The organism is Promicromonospora soli (assembly GCF_014653785.1).
GTDB classification, from domain to species: domain Bacteria; phylum Actinomycetota; class Actinomycetes; order Actinomycetales; family Cellulomonadaceae; genus Promicromonospora; species Promicromonospora soli.
The window spans coordinates 596,373-613,981 of the sequence record NZ_BNAS01000003.1; the positions used below are offsets into that span (position 1 = coordinate 596,373).

The following is a 17,609-nucleotide window of genomic DNA, read 5'->3' on the forward strand; positions in this document are numbered from 1 at the left end:
AGGACCTTCGTCATCGACACGTCCGTGCTGTTGAGTGACCCCAAGGCGATGTTGCGGTTCGCGGAGCACGATGTCGTACTCCCGATCGTCGTCATCACGGAGCTGGAGGCGAAGCGTCACCACGCCGAGCTCGGGTACTTCGCCCGGAGCGCCCTGCGGATGCTGGACGAGCTGCGCGTCCAGCACGCCCGTCTCGACTCACCGGTCCCCGTGGGGGACGCCGGCGGCACCCTTCGGGTGGAGCTCAACCACGTGGACCCGACGGTCCTTCCCGACGGCTTCCGGCTGGGCGACAACGACACCCGGATCCTCGCCGTGGCCGCCAACCTCGCGGCCGAGGGCAACCGCGTCACCCTGGTCTCCAAGGACCTGCCGATGCGGGTGAAGGCGTCCGCCGTCGGTCTGCAGGCAGAGGAGTACCGGGCCGAGCTCGCGGTGGACTCCGGCTGGACCGGGATGCGCGAGATCGACCTGTCGGACGAGCAGATGGGTTCCCTCTGGGAGAACGAGTCGGTGGAGATCGCCGCGCTGGACCCGGCGACGGTCGAGGCGGCGTCGCCGCTGCTGGTGCACACGGGGATGGTGGTGCACTCGCCGAGCGGTTCCGCGCTCGGGCGGGTGACGGCGGACAAGCGGGTGCGGCTGGTCCGTGGCGACCAGGAGGTGTTCGGGGTGCACGGCCGCTCGGCCGAGCAGCGGGTGGCTATCGACCTGCTGCTCGACGAGGAGATCGGGATCATCTCCCTCGGCGGCCGGGCCGGTACGGGCAAGTCGGCGCTCGCCCTGTGCGCCGGCCTGGAGTCCGTGCTGGAGCGGCAGCAGCACCGCAAGGTGGTCGTGTTCCGGCCGCTCTACGCGGTGGGTGGTCAGGAGCTGGGCTACCTGCCCGGATCCGAGTCCGAGAAGATGAACCCGTGGTCGCAGGCCGTCTACGACACGCTCGGTGCGCTGGTCTCGCCCGACGTCGTCGACGAGGTCATCGCACGCGACATGCTCGAGGTGCTGCCGCTCACGCACATCCGCGGGCGCTCGCTGCACGACTCGTTCGTGATCGTGGACGAGGCGCAGTCCCTGGAGCGGAACGTGCTCCTGACGGTGCTGTCGCGCATCGGCCAGAGCTCGCGCGTGGTGCTCACCCACGACGTCGCGCAGCGTGACAACCTGCGGGTGGGGCGGCACGACGGCGTCGCCGCGGTCATCGAGGCGCTCAAGGGGCACCCGCTCTTCGCGCACGTGACCCTGACCCGGTCGGAGCGCTCGCCGGTGGCAGCGCTGGTGACCGACATGCTGGAGCGCCTGGAGGTCTGACGGCACCCGGCCGACGTGGCAGAGGCTCAGGTCATCTTCGGTGGCCTGAGCCTCTGACATGTTCCTGACCTTCTGGCACGGGAGAGGCGTGCCGCCGGACGGAACCCCCCAGCCCCGCAGTCCGGCGGCGCGCCTCTCGATGCGTGCACGGCCGACAGTAGCAGACTTAGGTAAGGCTAACCATATGGTGCTCGCCATCCGACACTGCCCACAACCTCGCGGTGACTCGTCTCAATTGGGGTGTGTCTCGCTTGTCGGATATAGCATCGGGGCATGCTGATTGCCGAAGACTTCCTCCTGCTCGCCGTCGACGACGAGACGGGCAAGACCGCCAACGTCGACAACCTGGGTGTTCGCCTCGCCGGTGCGCTCCTGGCCGACCTCGCCGCCGCGAACAAGACCCTCATGCGGGGCGCGCCGGAGGCCGGCGCGACCAAGGAAGAGCGCGAGAAGGCCGGCGACACCACGATCCTCGTCACCGACAACGCCCCCACCGGCCACGTGGCGCTCGACGCCGCCCTGCAGGCTGTGCTCGACACCCCCGAGGCACCCGCTCGGAAGGTCGTCGAGGCCATCTCCGAGAACGCGGAGGAGAACCTCCTGGCCGCCCTGGTCGAGCGTGGGATCCTCGAGAAGGAGGAGTCCAGGCTCTTCCGCATGCTCCCGGTCACCCGCTGGCCCGCCGCCGACTCGAGCCACGAGGCCACGCTGCGCGCCAACCTCACGAAGGTCCTCGTCGAGGGTGCCGAGCCCGACGAGCGCACCGCGACCCTGATCTCCCTGCTGCACGGGTCGGGCCTGGTGTCCGGCCTGGTCGGCAAGGAGCAGCGCAAGGCCGCCGAGGAGCGCGCCGAGGAGATCGCCGGCAGCGAGTGGGGCGTGGCCACCGTCGCGACCCAGGTCGCGATCGCGGCCACGGTCGCCACCGTCGCCACGGTCGGCGCGGCGGTAGCCACGGCACTCATCCTCGCCGCGGCGAAGGACGACGCGGCGGCGAAGGACGACGCCGCGAGCCCGGCGCCGGCGTCGGACGAGGCGGCCACCGCCCCCGTGGCCTGAGCACTCGCACCGGCAGCTGTCTGCCGGAGAACGACGAGGGCCGCTTCCCAGGGGGAAGCGGCCCTCGCCGTGTTTGATGGCCCGCCCAACCGGCTCCCTCAAGGGAGTTCATGGTGCAGGTGAAGTTCTGCGGGCGATTGGCGCATTAAGCGCGGTTCTAGATACTTTTCGCTCCTGTCACGGTGAGCAAGGGGCTCACCGCAATTCTTTGGAGACCTGAAATGAGCGAGACCCACATCAGCCAGCCCCCGGCTTCCGCGACGAAGAGCGAGAAGAACACGCTCGTCACGCTGCTGCTCTGCATCTTCCTGGGGACGCTCGGCGTGCACCGCTTCTACGTGGGCAAGGTCGGCACCGGCTTCGCAGTGCTCGGCGTGGCCATCGTGACCCTGGGTATCGGCGGCGCCGTCTGGGCGATCGTCGACATCATCGCGATCGCGCGCTCGAAGTTCCAGGACAAGGAGGGCGCGACCCTCGTCTGGAGCTGACCCTGCCGGGCCCGGGCGGCGCCAGGCGCGCCGCTGCGTGGCCATTGTCAGCCCGCTGTGGGCATGGAAAAGGCTGGTGTCCGAGCCGGGACACCAGCCGTTTCCATGCCTGCGGACTGCCCGGCTCAGTGAGACGGGCGGCTCCTGCTCACGCCTGCGGCGGGCGCGTCATGGACAGCACGTCGAGTGCCGTGTCGAGCTGCTCCTCGGTGACCTCACCGCGCTCGACGAAGCCGAGGTCGATCACGGCCTGGCGCACCGTGATGCCCTCCTTGACGGAGTGCTTGGCGACCTTGGCCGCGGCCTCGTAGCCGATCACGCGGTTCAGCGGCGTGACGATGGACGGCGACGACTCGGCCAGCGCGCGGGCTCGGTCGACGTTCGCGGTGATGCCGACGACGGTCTTGTCCGCCAGCACGCGCGACGAGTTCGACAAGAGGCGGATCGACTCGAGGACCGCATTGGCGATCACCGGGATCTGCACGTTGAGCTCGAACGAGCCGGAGGCGCCGGCCCACGTCACGGTGGCGTCGTTGCCGATGACGCGCGCGCACACCATGAGCACGGCCTCCGGGATGACCGGGTTGACCTTGCCCGGCATGATCGAGGAGCCCGGCTGCAGGTCGGGCAGCGAGATCTCGCCCAAGCCCGTGTTGGGGCCAGAGCCCATCCAGCGCAGGTCGTTGCAGATCTTCGTCACGGAGACCGCGATGGTGCGCAGCGCACCCGACAGCTCGACCAGGCCGTCCCGTGCCGACTGCGCCTCGAAGTGGTCGCGGGCCTCGGTCAGCGGCAGGCCGGTGTCCTGCGCGAGCAGGGCTATGACGCGCTGCGGGAAGCCGGCCGGGGTGTTGATGCCGGTGCCGACGGCGGTTCCGCCCAGCGGGACCTCGGCGGCGCGCGGCAGCGCGGCCTGGAGCCGCTCGACGCCGTAGCGGATCGCCGCGGCGTACCCGCCGAACTCCTGGCCGAGCGTGACCGGGGTGGCGTCCATGAGGTGGGTGCGGCCGGACTTCACAACCGTCGCGTACTCGTCCGACTTCGCCTGCAGCGCGTCGGACAGGTGGGTCAGTGCGGGGATCAGGTCGTTCACGACGCCCGACGTCGCGGCGACGTGCACGGAGGTGGGGAACACGTCGTTCGACGACTGCGACGCGTTGACGTGGTCGTTCGGGTGCACGTCCTTGCCGAGCGCGGCGGTGGCGAGCGTCGCGATGACCTCGTTGGTGTTCATGTTCGACGACGTGCCCGAGCCGGTCTGGTAGACGTCGATCGGGAAGTGGCCGTCGTACTTGCCGGAGGCGACCTCGTCCGCGGCCGCGACTATCGCGTCGGCGATGTCCTTGTCGAGCACGCCGAGCTCCGCGTTCGCGGTGGCAGCGGCCTTCTTCACGCGAGCCAGGGCCTCGATGTGGGCGCGCTCGAGCGGGGTGCCGGAGATCGGGAAGTTCTCGACGGCACGCTGCGTCTGCGCTCGATACAGAGCGTTCGCGGGAACTCGGACCTCGCCCATGGTGTCGTGCTCGATGCGGTAGGCAGTTGTGTCGCCGGACTCGGGAGAGCTCGGAGAGACGACGGTGTCAGCAGTCATAGTTCTATGGTGCCGTAGCCTCGGCGCGGCAACGCAACCGAACGCGTGACTCGTGTCACCCCGCGCGCGGCATCCCGATGGGTCCGGGCAGCTCGCCGACGTCGCCGATCACGTCGACCATGCGGGCGCTGCCCACGGCGAGGTCGTACTCGAGGCCGACGACGGCGCACCGGCCCTCCTCGACGGCGCGTGCCAGCCCGGCCGAGTAGCTGTGCAGCATCCCGACGGTGTGCTTCACGTGCTCGCGGCGCAGCACGTCCTGGTCGGACAGCGCGGCCATTGCCGCGGCCGGGTCGCCCGACGTGATGTTCACTATCGACGGGATCACCCGGTCCACCACCGCGCGCACGAACCCGGTGGCCTGCTCGCCCGTGGCGAGCGTGTGCGCGGCGGCCGCGACCGCTCCGCACGAGTCGTGCCCCAGCACCACCACGAGGGACGCGCCGAGCACGTCCACCCCGTACTCGATCGAGCCGATCACGGTGGTGTCCAGGACGTGCCCCGCGGTGCGGACCACGAACACGTCGCCGAGGCCCTGATCGAAGATGATCTCCGCGGCGACGCGGGAGTCCGAGCAGCCGAAGATCACCGTGTGCGGGTGCTGTGCGGCCTGCAGCTCGCGTCGCCGGTCCGCGTTCTGCGACGGGTGCGCCGGCGCGTCCGCGACGAACCGGTCGTTGCCGGAGCGCAGCAGCGCCCAGGCATCGCGCGGCGTGAGCGGCTCCGGGTCCAGCTCTCGCTTCAGTCCAGGGTTCACAGCCCGACCTCCTGACGACGCGGCGGGTTGGCGCCCGCCCGGGAAACGGTGATGGCGGCAACCGTGCAGCAACGGTCCAGGACCTGCTGCACCGTGGCCGGTCCGACGGCGTTCAAGGCGTCCCGCCGGTCGGCCCCCAGCAGGTCGTGCTCCCACAGGCCGTCGATCAGGGCGCCCATGAACGAGTCGCCGGCCCCCACGGTGTCGACCACCTCGACCCGAGGGGCGACCGCCTCGACCTCGCCGGCGTCGGACACGGCCACCGCGCCCTTGCCGCCGAACGTGACGACCACAAGTGCGGGCGTACCGCGCTGCCACTCGCGCGCGACGGACACCGGGTCGGTGTCGGGATAGAGCCAGCCCAGGTCCTCGTCGCTCACCTTGACGACATCCGAGAGCTGTACGAGCGCCTCGACGCGCGGGCGCACGTCCACGGCGGAGCCCATGATCGCGGGCCGCGCATTCGGGTCGTAGGTGGTGGTCGACGTCGTCCGTGCGGCCTCCAGGAGCTGCCGCACCTGCGTGGCGCCCGGTTCGAGCATCGCCGCGATCGAACCCGTGTGGACGGCCAGCGCGCTGCTGCCGCCGACCTGGGCGCTCGCCTCGGCGCTGGTGTCAACGCCCGGCAGGGCCTGGGCCGGGACCTGCCAGGTCAGGTCGAAGTCGTAGGTCGCCGAGCCGCCCTCGTCCAGCGTGGCCACCGCCACGCTGGTGTGCTCCGCGCCGTCGCTGCCCTCGACCAGCCCGACCCCGGACTCGGCGAGCCAGCCCCGCACCAGGTCGCCTCGGGGGTCCGCCCCGAGCCACGTCGCGAGCCGGACCTCCCGGCCGAGACGGCCCAGCGTGAGTGCGACGTTGGCGATGCTGCCGCCGGGATGCTCTGCGGTGGATCCGTCGGGCCGGCGCACCTCGTCCACGAGAGCCTCGCCCACGGCGAGGACGTGCGGGCTCACTCGTCGTCCTCCGGCGAGTCCGGGGACTCCGGCGATGCCGCCGAGCCGTTCTGCGCGGCGGCGAGGCGCTCGCGCGCGCCGTCGAGCCACTCCTGGCAGCGGGCCGCAAGCGCCTCGCCGCGCTCCCAGAGCGCGAGCGACGTCTCCAGCGGCTCCCCGCCGGTCTCCAGCCGGCCGACAACCCGCACGAGCTCGTCGCGGGCCTGCTCATAGCTGAGCGTCGCGACGGCTGGGGCGTCCTCCACCGGATCGGTTCCAGTCACAGCATCTGTACTCACGAGGAACAGTCAACAGCACACCACCGACATCCGTTGTCTCCGTCCACAGCGGAAACAGTTTGGTCCTGGGCCGTCCGACGTCGGACCATGGTGACCCATGGGCCATCTCGAAGTCGCGCACGTCGAATACCACCTGCCGGATGGCCGGACCCTCCTCGGGGACGTCTCGTTCCGGGTGGGCGAGGGCAACGCGACGGCGCTCGTCGGCCCGAACGGGGCGGGCAAGACCACGCTCCTGCGCCTCATCACCGGTGAGCTCACGCCGCACGGCGGCTCGGTCGTGGCGAGCGGCGGGCTCGGTGTCATGCGCCAGTTCGTCGGCTCGGTGCGCGACGCGACCACGGTGCGCGATCTGCTCGTGTCCGTGTCGGCGCCCCGCCTGCGCGAGGTCGCGCGCGCCGTCGACGAGGCCGAGCACGCGATGCTGACCGTGGACGACGAGGCCGCGCAGATGGCGTACGCCCAGGCGCTCTCGGACTGGGCCGAGGTGCGCGGGTACGAGGCCGAGACCCTCTGGGACGTGTGCACCATGGCGGCGCTCGGCATGCCCTACGACCGGGTGCAGTTCCGCGAGGTGCGGACGATGTCGGGCGGCGAGCAGAAGCGGCTCGTGCTCGAGGCGCTGCTGCGCGGCACCGACGAGGTGCTGCTGCTCGACGAGCCGGACAACTACCTCGACGTGCCGGGCAAGCGCTGGCTGGAGGAGCAGCTCAGGGCGACCAAGAAGACAGTCCTGTTCGTGTCGCACGACCGGGAGCTGCTGTCGCGGGCGGCGGACCGGATCGTGTCGCTGGAGCCGAGCCCCGCGGGCGCCGACGCCTGGGTGCACGGCGGCGGGTTCGCGACGTTCCACGACGCGCGGCGCGAGCGGTTCGCGCGGTTCGAGGAGCTGCGCCGGCGCTGGGACGAGAAGCACGCCCAGCTCAAGAAGCTGGTCCTGACGCTGCGGAACCAGGCGGCGAGCAGCCCCGACATGGCCTCGCGATACCGGGCCGCGCAGACCCGGCTGCGGAAGTTCGAGGAGGCGGGGCCCCCGCCCGAGCCGCCCCGCGAGCAGGACATCTCGATGCGCCTGCGCGGCGGGCGGACGGGCCTGCGGGCCGTGACCTGCCAAGGGCTGGAGCTCACGGGGCTGATGAAGCCGTTCGACATCGAGGTCTTCTACGGCGAGCGCGTGGCGGTGCTGGGCTCCAACGGCTCGGGCAAGTCCCACTTCCTGCGCCTGCTCGGGGGCGGGGACGTCGCGCACACGGGCTCGTGGAAGCTCGGAGCGCGGGTCGTTGCCGGGCACTTCGCGCAGACGCACGCGCATCCCGAGCTGTTCGGCCGCGCGCTGCTCGACATCCTGTGGGAGGACCACGCGCAGGACAAGGGCAAGGCGATGGCCCGGCTGCGGCGCTACGAGCTCACCGAGGCGGCGGACCGGCCCTTCGACCGGTTGTCCGGCGGCCAGCAGGCGCGGTTCCAGATCCTGCTGCTCGAGCTCGCCGGCTCGACCGCGCTGCTGCTCGACGAGCCCACCGACAACCTCGACCTCGAGTCGGCCGAGGCGCTGCAGGAGGGCCTGGAGTCGTTCGACGGGACCGTGCTGGCCGTGACGCACGACCGCTGGTTCGCGCGGTCGTTCGACCGGTACCTCGTCTTCGGGTCCGACGGCGTCGTGCGCGAGACCTCGGAGCCGGTGTGGGACGAGCGACGGGTCGAGCGGGAGCGGTAGGCCGCGGTGCCCGCGCCCGCCCGCTGGAGCTGGGTACCGCGCGTGGGCGCGGCGCAGCTCACGCGGGTGCGACGCCGTACGCGGCGAGCCGCTCCAGCAGCACGTCGTGCCCCTCTTTGATGCGCCAGTGCACGGCGGCCATCCCGGTCGACCGGGCGCCCTCGACGTTGGGGAAGTGGTCGTCGATGAAGAGGATCGCGGCCGGTTCGGCTCCGATCCGCGTCGCGGCCTTCTGGAAGAACGCGGCTTCCGGCTTGGCCACACCCAGGTCACAGGAGTAGAGCTTGACGTCGAACAGCTCGTCGTAGGGCAGCGCGGCTCGCATGTAGTCGGCACGACGCCGGACCTGGTTGGTCCCGAGGTGCACGCCGTAGCCGGCGTCTCGCAGCCCGCGGACCAGGTCCAGCGAGGCCGCCGAGGTGGCGATGTTCTCCCAGACGGCCGTGAACACGTCAGCGGCCGCTACGTCGACGTCGTACTGCCGGAGGACCTCGGCGAGGACCGGCAGAAAGTCGTCGTCGCCCGCGAGGAGCGGCCGTTCGTGCTCGGACGCGAGGTTCAGGATCTCGCGGGCGCGCTCGCCGAGGAGCGGCGTCGCCGAGGTGTAGAAACCGCCGCGGATCTCCTGGAGGACGCCGTCGGCGTCGAAGAGTACGTGTCGGATGGTCGTCACCAGGGAACCGTAACGGTTGAGGACGAAGGGCCGTCGGAGCCGCCACGCCCGTCGGGGGCTGTCACAGATCGGTGGGGCTCCCGGTCGAACTCATGGCGAGCCTTCCGGCTCGTCGCGAGAGCTCGCGAGAACGTCGCGAAACGAATGGAGCACACCATGAAGATCGTGGTCATCGGCGGTACCGGCCTCGTAGGCAGCCAGGTGGTGGACAACCTGCGGGAGCACGGTCACGAAGCGGTAGCCGCCGCGCCGCAGACCGGCGTGAACACACTGACCGGTGAGGGTCTGCCGGAGGTGCTCGAGGGCGCACAGGTAGTGGTCGACCTCAGCAACTCGCCCTCGTTCGCGGAGAAGGACGTCACCAGCTTCTTCCGGACCTCGACGACGAACCTGCTCGAGGCCGAGGCGAAGGCCGGCGTACAGCACCATGTGATCCTCTCGATCGTGGGCGCCGACGGGATCGACTCCGGCTACATGCGCGCCAAGATCGTGCAGGAGGACCTCGTCAAGGCGTCCGGCTCGGGCTGGTCGATCGTGCGGTCCACGCAGTTCCTCGAGTTCCTCGGCTCGATCGCCGACACGGCGACGGTCGACGGCGTGGTCCACATCGCGCCCGTCCGTTTCCAGCCGATCGCCTCGGCGGACGTCGCCCGGTTCGTGGCGAGGACGGCCGTAGGAACACCCCTGAACGCGACCATCGAGATCGCCGGGCCGGAGACCTTCGGCTTCGACGAGATAGTGCGTCAGCACCTCGCGTCGAAGGACGACCCCCGCGAGGTCCGCACCGACCCGAGCGCCACGTACTTCGGTGCAGCGCTGCAGGACGGCGAGCTCGTGCCCCACGGGGAGGCCCTGCTGGGCGAGGTCAGCTACGAGCAGTGGCGGAAGGCCCAGGCGTAGCGGATCCGTCCGTGGCGCCCGGCGCGGCCCGACCAGCGCGGGCCCGCCGGAGCGCCCCGAGCTTGTCGGGGTTCATCTGCCACATGGCCTGGTGCAGGCCGGCGTCGGAGGCCGTGACCGTGAGGGTCGCGAACAGCTCACCGTCTCGCACCAGGCCCATGGCGGCGTCACCGTTGAGCTCGAGCGGCTCAACGGTGACGCCTTCCCAGAATGTGCTGAACGCGGTCAGGAGCCGTGCGACCTTGGAGCGGCCGACGACCGCTACCCGCGCGACCTGCTTCACCCGCCCGTTGCTGTCGGTCCGGCTGACGACGTCCTCGGCGAACAGGCGCTCCAGCCGTTCGACGTCGCCCGCCCGGGCGGCGGCGAGGAGGGCAGCGAGCAGGTCGCGGCGCGCCGCGTCGCTCACCGAGCTGCGGCGCTCCGAGGCGAGATGCTTGCGCGCCCGGCTCACCAGCTGGCGGGTGGCGGTCGGGGACACGCCCACGATCCGGGCGATCTCCGGATACCCGTAGTCGAACGCCTCGCGCAGCACGTACGCGGCACGCTCGGTGGGAGTGAGGCGCTCGAGCAGGACCAGCACGGCGACGTCCAGGGCCTCAGCCCGCTCCGCGCCGAGCGTCGGGTCCTCGCTGGTGTCCACCGGCTCGGGCAACCAGGGCCCGACATACGTCTCGCGCCGGGACCGCGCGCTCTGCAGCACGTTGATCGCCAGCCGGGTCGCCGCCGTCGTGAGGAAAGCCTGCGGGTTGACGACCGCTGAACGGTCAGTCGTCTGCCACCGCACCCACGTCTCCTGCACCACGTCCTCGGCCTCGGCGGTGGAGCCGAGCATCCGGTACGCGATGCCGAACAGCCGTCGTCGTGCGGAAGTGAATACCGCCGCCGCGTCGTCGAGCGTGTCCGCATCACTGGTCATCGTCCCGACCGTACGCGACGAAGCGCATTTGGGCCCCGCCCAGCGGCGGGTGAACATGTTGCCATGACCACACCCGATCCGATCTTCGTGGATCCTCGCCTCGCGCGGCTCTACGACGCCTTCGACGACGACCGCGGCGACCTCGACATCTACGTCAGGCTGGCCGAGCATCTCGGCGCCCGCAGCGTGCTCGACGTCGGCTGTGGGACTGGCGTGTTCGCCCTGCTGCTGGCCGAGCGGGGCGTGCGCGTGACCGGCGTCGACCCCGCCGCGGCGTCGCTCGAGGTAGCCCGGGCCAAGCCGGGCGCGGAGGCCGTCACCTGGGTCGAGGGCGGGGCCGATACGATCGCGGGCCTCGACCTGACCGTCGACCTGGCGACGATGACCGGCAACGTCGCGCAGGTGTTCCAGAGCGACGCAGAGTGGGCGCAGGCGCTCGACGCGGTGCGGGACGTCCTCCGGCCCGGCGGCAGCCTCGTGTTCGAGACCCGTGTACCGGACCGGCAGGCCTGGCTCGGTTGGACCCGCGAGCGGAGGTCTGCTCGCCGCGACATCCCCGGCGTCGGGCAGGTCGAGATGTGGAGCGACCTCCTGGATGTCGCACTCCCGCTGGTCACCTTCCAGCAGTCCTACCGCTTCCCGAGCGGCGTCCTGCCCGACGGCGACGTGGTCACCTCGGTCTCGACCCTCCGGTTCCGGGAGCTGGACGAGATCGAGGAGTCGCTGGCCGATGCGGGACTCGAGGTGCACGAGGTCCTGGACGCGCCGGACCGGCCGGGACTGGAGTGGGTGTTCGTGGCCCGCCGGGCGTGAGGCGGATCAGCGGAGGCCGGAGAAGAAGGCGCGGATGTCGTTCGCGAGCAGCTCGGGCTCCTCCATGGCGGGGAAGTGCCCGCCCTCGGTGAACTCGCTCCAGTGGCTGACGGCATTCCACGGGTCCATCGCCCGGCGCATGAGCGGGTGCGTGTCGAAGACGGCCCAGCCGGCCGGCACGCCGGAAGGCGCTACCCAGCCGAGCCCCGAGTGCTCGGACTCGTAGTAGAACTGCGCGCTCGACGCACCGCTGCGGGTGAACCAGTACAGGCTGACGTTGGTGAGCAGCTGGTCGCGGTCGACGGCCTCGTCCGGGGTGGCGTGCGCGGGGTTGGTCCAGGTCTGGAACTTCTCGGCGATCCACGCGAGCTGACCGACGGGTGAGTCGGCGAGCGCCGCGCCGATCGTGTCGGGGCGGTGGTTCTGCATCTCGAAGTACCCGCGCTCGGCAACGTCCTTGGCGCGGATCTGCTCGATCTGGGCCACCTCGTCCTCGGACAGCCCCTCGGGGTAGGGGAACTTGTCGCCCACCATGCCGAGCATCCTGCCGTCGCTCCCGGCGTGGGTGCCGATGACACGTTCCGGGTAGAGCGCCGCGAGGCGGCCGGTGGTGCCGGCGCCGATGTCGGTGCCGTGCGCCGCGAACCGCTCGTACCCGAGTCGCGTCATGATCTCGGCGTACGCCTCGGTGGTCCGCGCCACCTCCCAGCCGGTTCCGGACAGTGGCGTCGAGAACCCGAATCCGGGCAGCGACGGGATGACGACGTGGAACTCGTCCGTCAGGAGCGGGATGAGCCGCTGATACTCGACGAACGAGCCCGGCCAGCCGTGGCTCAGGATGAGCGGGGTGGCCTCGGGGTTCGCCGAGCGCACGTGCACGACGTGGAACGTCTGGCCGTCGACGACGGTCGTGAGCTGCTCGTACTCGTTGAGCGCAGCCTCCTGCGCGCGCCAGTCGAACCCGTCGCGCCAGTACTCGGCGAGCTCCGTGAGGTACGCCTGCGGGATGCCGCGGCTGAAGTCCGTGCGGTCGTCCCGGCCCGCGACGGCGATTGGCCGGCGCGTGCGCGCGAGCCGGTCGCGCAGGTCGTCGACGTCGGCCTGCGGGATGTTGATGCGGAACGGTGTGAGTGCGTTGTTGTCGGGCATGAGGCTCACCCTTCCAGGCGTAGCGGACAGGTTCTGTCCGCTACTGCATAAGGCTCGGGTAAGAATTCTGGCAAGCTACCGCTCCGCCCGCGACAGCTCCCCCAGACCGCGCCGAGCGTCGTCGAGCCCGCGCTCGTTGTCGCCCTGGTGGCTGATGCCGGTCAGGTCGTTTGTGCTGAGCCTTCGCGCGAAGTACGCCGCCTGGACCGCCCAGCGGAACCGGCGGAAGGTGTCGAGGTGGAGCAGCTCGGCGGGATCGAGGGGGCTCGCGGCCGAGTACGCGTCGAGAAAGGCTGTGGCGTGCCGCGGTCCGCCGAGGTACATCACCGCCGACGCGACGTCGTAGAGCACGGGTCCGCGACATGCCCCGGTCCAGTCGATCAGCCCGGTGGTTCCGGTGGCGTCGTCGTGCCGGAATGCCTCGGGTGCCGGGTCGGTATGCAGGACGGACCACGTGACCGCCAGGTGATCGGCCGCGGCGCGAGCCGCCTCGATGGCCGGCGGGAGCCAGGGATGGGCGCTGACGCCCGGCGCGGCTGGTGAGAGCCAGTCGAAGAACCGGCCGGTGGTGTCGCTGACGAGTGTGCTTGCGGCGTGTACCTCGGCGAGGGTGCGGCCGATCTGGCGCTGCTCCTCGCGCGTCGTCCCCTCCAGCTCTCGCCCGGGGACGTACCCGAGCAGCGCGAGCCGCTCACCCGGTACGACGAGCGAGCCGCGCGTCGTACGCACCGGTCGGCCGGTTGTCAGGCCTGCGAGCGCGAGCCGCTCTGCCACCGCACTGCCCGCTGCGAGCTGCGCGACGTCCGAGGCCGCGACCCGTTTGGCGACGTAGGAGCGGTCGCCGGCTTGGACCAGCCAGGTCTCGGAGTTCATGCCCCCGCCCAGCGGCGAGATGGTTGCCGAGGAGAGCCCCCAGTGGAGGTGGAGAAGCCTGACCAGCGCCTGCGCGTCCATGCCGGCCACCCTCGCAGGTCCCGGACCATCGCCCTAGGGAATAGTCGCCGTGACCTTCGCGTCCAGCGCGCCCTCCGCGAGGCGGACGTGCACGCCGGCGCCGACCGTGACGTCGTCGGGCCGCCGTACGACGTGGCCGTCCGCACGCTGCACGACGGCGTAGCCGCGCTCCAGGGTTGAAGCCGGTGACAACGCCCTGACCTGGGCGGCGAGCCGCCCGATCTCGCCGCTCGCCCGCAGCAGCAGGGCGTCCAGGGCGTGCCGGCCGTGCCGGATCGCCTGGACGATGTCGCGCTCGCGCGACTGCAGCATCGTCTGCGGCACGGCGAGGACCGGGCGCGAGCGGACGCCGTCGAGCCCGTGCTGCTCACGGCTGATCAGGGCCGCGATGGCACCCCGCATCCGGCCGCGGGCCTGGGTGAGGCGGAGCCGCTCCTCGGAGACGTCCGGCACGATCCGCTTGGCGGCGTCGGTCGGGGTTGAGGCGCGGTAGTCGGCGACCAGGTCGAGCAGGGGCGCGTCGGTCTCGTGGCCGATCGCGCTGACCAGGGGAGTGCGGGCCTGCGCGACGGCGCGTACCAGCGACTCGTTGCTGAACGGCAGCAGATCCTCGACCGAGCCGCCGCCGCGGGCGACGACTATGACGTCGACCCTGGGGTCCCGGTCGAGCTCGGCGATCGCGTTCGACACCTCGTGCACGGCGTTGACGCCCTGCACCGCGACCTCACGGATCTCGAACCGCACCTGTGGCCAGCGGGCGCGGGCGTTCACGACGACGTCGTGCTCCGCCTTGGACTCGCGCCCGCACACCAGCCCCACGACGGCGGGCAGGAAGGGGAGGCTCTTCTTGCGCGAGATGTCGAACAGCCCCTCCGCCGCCAGGACCTTCTTCAGGGCCTCGATCCGGGCCAGCAGCTCGCCGACGCCGACGGCCCTGATCTCGCCTGCCTGCATCTGCAGGGTGCCGCGCTTGGTCCAGAACACGGGCTTGGCGTGCACCACCACGTGGTCGCCCTCCGCGGGCAGCTGCGGCAGCATGGCCAGGACACGCGAGAAGATCGTCACCGGCAGGGAATAGTCGGCGTCCGTGTCGCGGAGCGTCAACCACTGCATTCCGGAGCCGGCCCGATGGTTGAACTGCACGACCTGCCCCTCGACCCAGACCGGCGGCATCTTGTCGATGTAGCCCCTGATCTTCTCCGAGAGCACACGAACGGGCCAGGGGCTGGTGGCCGTGGTGTCGAGTGCTCTCAGGGGGAGCTCGGTCGGGAGCGGCCGTCGGGTTGGTTCCGTCACGTGTCCAACCCTGCCACCCACCACCGACACAAGCCCTCCGCACGCCACCCCTAGACTGCACCTGTGAGTGTCACGAGCCCTGAGCGCCCTGCTGAGACCAAGACCAAGCGCGTACTGCTGGCCGCCCCGCGCGGCTATTGCGCCGGCGTGGACCGCGCGGTGGTCGCCGTCGAGAAGGCCCTGGAGACGTACGGCACGCCGGTGTACGTGCGCAAGGAGATCGTGCACAACAAGCACGTTGTCGAGACGCTCCGCGAGCGTGGCGCGATCTTCGTCAACGAGACCGACGAGGTGCCCGAGGGCGGCCGGCTCGTGTTCTCCGCGCACGGGGTGTCGCCCGCCGTGCGCGCCTCGGCCGAGGCGCGCAGCCTCGAGACCATCGACGCCACCTGCCCCCTGGTCACCAAGGTGCACAAGGAGGCCGTGCGGTTCGCGAAGGACGACTACGACATCCTGCTGATCGGGCACACCGGTCACGAGGAGGTCGAGGGCACAGCGGGCGAGGCGCCTGACCACGTGCAGGTGGTGAACTCGCCGGACGAGGTGGACCAGGTGGTGGTGCGCGACCCCGACAAGGTCGTGTGGATCTCGCAGACCACGCTGTCGGTCGACGAGACCATGGAGACGGTGCGCCGGCTGCGGGACAAGTTCCCGTCCTTGCAGGACCCGCCGAGCGACGACATCTGCTACGCCACGCAGAACCGCCAGGTCGCGGTGAAGAAGCTGGCGCCCGAGTGCGAGCTCGTCATCGTGGTGGGTTCGGCGAACTCGTCCAACTCGGTGCGGCTGGTCGAGGTTGCGCTCCAGTCAGGCGCCGCCGCCTCCTACCGCGTGGACCGCATGACGGAGATCAAGGAAGAGTGGCTCGAAGGCGTCACCACGGTGGGCGTGACCTCGGGCGCGTCGGTGCCGGAGATCCTGGTGCAGGACGTCATCACGTACCTCGCCGACCACGGCTTCGGCACCGTCGACGAGGTACGGACCGCTACCGAGGACCTCATGTTCTCGCTGCCGCGCGAGCTGCGGGCCGGGCTCAAGGCCGCCGGCGAGGAGCCCAAGCGTCCGCGTCGCGAGGCCCGCACGGAGCTTCCGCTCGCCTGATCGGGTCCGACTCAGCCGGCGGCCGCGCTGCCCTTGTTGCCGTCTTCTGCGTCCTCGACGGCCTCCAGGGCGCGCATGTCCGTAGCCGCGAGCTCGGTGATCTCCAGCTCCTGCACCAGGATCCTCTCGGTGTCCTGCGCGCGGTCGATCGCGATGACGCCGCCCTCGTCGGCCGCCAGCAGCTCCGGCTTGGTGATGGGGCGCGGCACCTCTTCGATGCCCCTGATCTCGTCGATGGTCTCCTTCGCGTCGACGACGTCGAGCTCCACCATCCGGCGGGCCGACGTGAGCACGTTGCGCTCCAGCGAGCCGATCATCTGGTTGTAGCTCTTCGTCGCCGACTCCAGGGCGCGGCCCGTCCGGGTGACGTGGCCGGTCATGGTGACCAGGCGCGCGTAGAGCTCCTTGCCGACGGTGAGCACCTTCTGCGCGTTCTCCGCCAGGGCCTCCTGCCGCCACGCATAGGCGACGGTGCGGAGCAGGGCGAGCATCGTGGTGGGCGTCGCGATGATGACGTTCTTCTGCGCCGCGTACTCCAGCAGCTCCGGCGCGCGCTCCAGGGACGCCGACAGGAATGCTTCGGCGGGTACGAACATCACGACGAACTCCGGCGCGGGCTCGAACTGGTTCCAGTACTTCTTGCCGGCCAGGTCGTCCACGTGTTTGCGCATGTGCCGCACGTGCGCGTCGAGGCGCTGCTCGCGGTATGCGACGTCGTCGGACTGCTGCGCCTCCAGGAAGCCCAGGAACGCGACCTTGGAGTCCACGACCACGCGCTTGCCGCCCGCGAGGTTGATCACCATGTCGGGCCGGAGCGTGCCGTCCTCCGTCGTGACCTGCGCCTGCTCGGTGAAGTCGACGCGGTTGATCATGCCCGCGGACTCCACGACCTTGCGCAGCTGCAGCTCGCCCCACGCACCGCGGGTCTGCGACGAGCGCAGGGCGGTGACCAGGTCGGCCGTGCCGTTGCGCAGGTCCGTCGACACCTCGGCGACGTTGCGCATCTGTTCCACCAGCGCGCCCTGGCCCTCGATGCGGGCCTTCTCCGCCTGGAGCACCTCGCTGCGCACCAGCTCAACCGCCTTGGTCAGCGGGTCCACCAGCGACTTCACGGCCTGCTCGCGCTTTGCCAGGGCCTGCTCGCCGTCGGACGCCGACCGCTTGAGCCGCTCCTCCGCGAGCTCGAGGAAACGCTTGCTGTTGGCGTCCAGCGCGTCGCCGGCCAGCGCCTGGAACTGACGCCGGGCGTTCTCCTGCTCGATGCGCGCGGCGGCGATCTGCTCGGTGGCACGTTCCCGCGCCGCGGCGATCTGCTCGTCCGCGCGGTTACGGGCTGCGACCACCTGGTGCTCGGCCGACTCGACCTGAGCGCGCAGGCGTACAGCCTCCAGGTCCGCGTCGCGCAGGGCGGGCGCGGAACGCTGTGCGTGACCGAGCCACCCCAGCAGCACCCCGACGACGAGAGCGCCGAAGACCAGCAGAATCGTTGCGGCGATGTCCATGTGCGACAGGCTGCCACGAGCTACTGACACTCCGGCACGGTGACACCCCGAGGGGTCGGAATCGCTCGACATGAACCCGGGCCCGCGTGATCCGCCCCCAGAGGGATGCCGTATCACCCGCCCTCATCCTCGCGCCGGATCCACCGTGTCG

General features: G+C 70.8%; 17 protein-coding genes. 7 read left to right on the top strand and 10 right to left on the bottom strand.

All coding sequences use genetic code 11. From position 1 onward, the window contains the following. Positions 1–48 precede the first annotated feature (48 nt). From phoH2 to IE250_RS12765, 3 genes are all read left to right on the top strand, one after another. Complete coding sequence (gene phoH2, locus IE250_RS12755) at positions 49–1,308, top strand: RNA 5'-3' helicase PhoH2 (protein ID WP_229872423.1); 1,260 nt, start codon at positions 49–51, stop codon at positions 1,306–1,308. 273 nt (positions 1,309–1,581) lie between these two features. Then, positions 1,582–2,367, top strand: coding sequence for a GOLPH3/VPS74 family protein (locus tag IE250_RS12760; RefSeq protein WP_189669629.1), 786 nt, complete (start codon positions 1,582–1,584; stop codon positions 2,365–2,367). A 221-nt stretch (positions 2,368–2,588) separates the two neighbouring features. Beyond that, on the top strand, positions 2,589–2,855 hold the full coding sequence (locus IE250_RS12765; protein ID WP_189669630.1) for a TM2 domain-containing protein: 267 nt from the start codon (positions 2,589–2,591) through the stop codon (positions 2,853–2,855). A 148-nt stretch (positions 2,856–3,003) separates the two neighbouring features. On the opposite strand, the gene IE250_RS12770 is transcribed toward IE250_RS12765, so the two are convergent. Genes IE250_RS12770 through IE250_RS12785 form a run of 4 tightly spaced genes read right to left on the bottom strand, consistent with a single transcriptional unit; the run spans position 3,004 to position 6,434 of the window. Continuing rightward, positions 3,004–4,446, bottom strand: coding sequence for a class II fumarate hydratase (locus tag IE250_RS12770; protein WP_189669631.1), 1,443 nt, complete (start codon positions 4,444–4,446; stop codon positions 3,004–3,006). Positions 4,447–4,501: 55 nt separating this feature from the next. Further along, the gene (locus IE250_RS12775) at positions 4,502–5,203 is read right to left on the bottom strand and encodes a carbonic anhydrase (RefSeq protein ID WP_229872407.1); all 702 of its coding nucleotides are present in this window, start codon (positions 5,201–5,203) and stop codon (positions 4,502–4,504) included. Continuing rightward, entirely contained in the window at positions 5,200–6,156 is a 957-nt protein-coding gene (locus IE250_RS12780) for a carbohydrate kinase family protein (protein WP_189669632.1), read from the bottom strand. Before IE250_RS12780 ends, IE250_RS12775 begins: the two co-directional genes overlap by 4 nt. Then, positions 6,153–6,434 carry an exodeoxyribonuclease VII small subunit gene (locus IE250_RS12785; protein ID WP_189669633.1) on the bottom strand — a complete coding sequence of 94 codons (282 nt, stop codon included), beginning with the start codon at positions 6,432–6,434 and terminating at the stop codon, positions 6,153–6,155. The genes IE250_RS12780 and IE250_RS12785 overlap by 4 nt, the downstream gene beginning before the upstream one ends. Positions 6,435–6,531: 97 nt before the next feature. Between IE250_RS12785 and IE250_RS12790 the strand changes: the two genes are divergently transcribed. Continuing rightward, positions 6,532–8,151 carry an ABC-F family ATP-binding cassette domain-containing protein gene (locus IE250_RS12790; protein WP_189669634.1) on the top strand — a complete coding sequence of 540 codons (1,620 nt, stop codon included), beginning with the start codon at positions 6,532–6,534 and terminating at the stop codon, positions 8,149–8,151. A 58-nt stretch (positions 8,152–8,209) separates the two neighbouring features. Here IE250_RS12790 and IE250_RS12795 read toward each other — a convergent pair whose 3' ends face one another. Beyond that, positions 8,210–8,824: an HAD family hydrolase gene (locus IE250_RS12795; RefSeq protein WP_189669635.1), complete on the bottom strand. Its 615-nt coding sequence runs from the start codon at positions 8,822–8,824 to the stop codon at positions 8,210–8,212. A 156-nt stretch (positions 8,825–8,980) separates the two neighbouring features. Here IE250_RS12795 and IE250_RS12800 point away from each other — a divergent pair, with 156 nt between their 5' ends. Continuing rightward, the gene (locus IE250_RS12800; protein ID WP_189669636.1) at positions 8,981–9,724 is read left to right on the top strand and encodes an SDR family oxidoreductase; all 744 of its coding nucleotides are present in this window, start codon (positions 8,981–8,983) and stop codon (positions 9,722–9,724) included. On the opposite strand, the gene sigJ is transcribed toward IE250_RS12800, so the two are convergent. Beyond that, on the bottom strand, positions 9,690–10,643 hold the full coding sequence (gene sigJ, locus IE250_RS12805; protein ID WP_189669637.1) for an RNA polymerase sigma factor SigJ: 954 nt from the start codon (positions 10,641–10,643) through the stop codon (positions 9,690–9,692). The two genes, IE250_RS12800 and sigJ, sit on opposite strands and share 35 nt — an antisense overlap. Before the next feature lie 63 nt (positions 10,644–10,706). Here sigJ and IE250_RS12810 point away from each other — a divergent pair, with 63 nt between their 5' ends. Continuing rightward, a complete protein-coding gene (locus IE250_RS12810) occupies positions 10,707–11,456 on the top strand; it encodes a class I SAM-dependent methyltransferase (protein WP_189669638.1) in 750 nt (249 codons plus the stop codon). Positions 11,457–11,462: 6 nt separating this feature from the next. Here IE250_RS12810 and IE250_RS12815 read toward each other — a convergent pair whose 3' ends face one another. From IE250_RS12815 to xseA, 3 genes are all read right to left on the bottom strand, one after another. After that, positions 11,463–12,605, bottom strand: a complete 1,143-nt coding sequence (locus IE250_RS12815) for an epoxide hydrolase family protein (RefSeq protein ID WP_189669639.1) — start codon at positions 12,603–12,605, stop codon at positions 11,463–11,465. A gap of 75 nt (positions 12,606–12,680) precedes the next feature. Further along, positions 12,681–13,559 carry a phosphotransferase enzyme family protein gene (locus IE250_RS12820; RefSeq protein WP_189669640.1) on the bottom strand — a complete coding sequence of 293 codons (879 nt, stop codon included), beginning with the start codon at positions 13,557–13,559 and terminating at the stop codon, positions 12,681–12,683. 33 nt (positions 13,560–13,592) lie between these two features. Further along, a complete protein-coding gene (xseA, locus tag IE250_RS12825) occupies positions 13,593–14,855 on the bottom strand; it encodes an exodeoxyribonuclease VII large subunit (protein ID WP_189669641.1) in 1,263 nt (420 codons plus the stop codon). Between the two features lie 63 nt (positions 14,856–14,918). On the opposite strand from xseA, the gene IE250_RS12830 reads away from it, so the two are divergent. After that, complete coding sequence (locus IE250_RS12830; RefSeq protein WP_189669642.1) at positions 14,919–15,956, top strand: 4-hydroxy-3-methylbut-2-enyl diphosphate reductase; 1,038 nt, start codon at positions 14,919–14,921, stop codon at positions 15,954–15,956. An 11-nt stretch (positions 15,957–15,967) separates the two neighbouring features. On the opposite strand, the gene IE250_RS12835 is transcribed toward IE250_RS12830, so the two are convergent. Then, a complete protein-coding gene (locus IE250_RS12835; RefSeq protein ID WP_189669643.1) occupies positions 15,968–17,458 on the bottom strand; it encodes a DNA recombination protein RmuC in 1,491 nt (496 codons plus the stop codon). Positions 17,459–17,609 lie beyond the last annotated feature (151 nt).

Excerpts from the sequence above, each read along its gene's own strand:
- phoH2 (WP_229872423.1), top strand. The coding sequence starts at position 49 with ATGTTGCGGTTCGCGGAGCACGATGTCGTACTCCCGATCGTCGTCATC.
- IE250_RS12760 (WP_189669629.1), top strand. The coding sequence starts at position 1,582 with ATGCTGATTGCCGAAGACTTCCTCCTGCTCGCCGTCGACGACGAGACG.
- IE250_RS12765 (WP_189669630.1), top strand. The coding sequence starts at position 2,589 with ATGAGCGAGACCCACATCAGCCAGCCCCCGGCTTCCGCGACGAAGAGC.
- IE250_RS12770 (WP_189669631.1), bottom strand. The coding sequence starts at position 4,446 with ATGACTGCTGACACCGTCGTCTCTCCGAGCTCTCCCGAGTCCGGCGAC.
- IE250_RS12790 (WP_189669634.1), top strand. The coding sequence starts at position 6,532 with ATGGGCCATCTCGAAGTCGCGCACGTCGAATACCACCTGCCGGATGGC.
- IE250_RS12800 (WP_189669636.1), top strand. The coding sequence starts at position 8,981 with ATGAAGATCGTGGTCATCGGCGGTACCGGCCTCGTAGGCAGCCAGGTG.
- sigJ (WP_189669637.1), bottom strand. The coding sequence starts at position 10,643 with ATGACCAGTGATGCGGACACGCTCGACGACGCGGCGGCGGTATTCACT.
- IE250_RS12810 (WP_189669638.1), top strand. The coding sequence starts at position 10,707 with ATGACCACACCCGATCCGATCTTCGTGGATCCTCGCCTCGCGCGGCTC.
- IE250_RS12815 (WP_189669639.1), bottom strand. The coding sequence starts at position 12,605 with ATGCCCGACAACAACGCACTCACACCGTTCCGCATCAACATCCCGCAG.
- IE250_RS12820 (WP_189669640.1), bottom strand. The coding sequence starts at position 13,559 with ATGGACGCGCAGGCGCTGGTCAGGCTTCTCCACCTCCACTGGGGGCTC.
- IE250_RS12835 (WP_189669643.1), bottom strand. The coding sequence starts at position 17,458 with ATGGACATCGCCGCAACGATTCTGCTGGTCTTCGGCGCTCTCGTCGTC.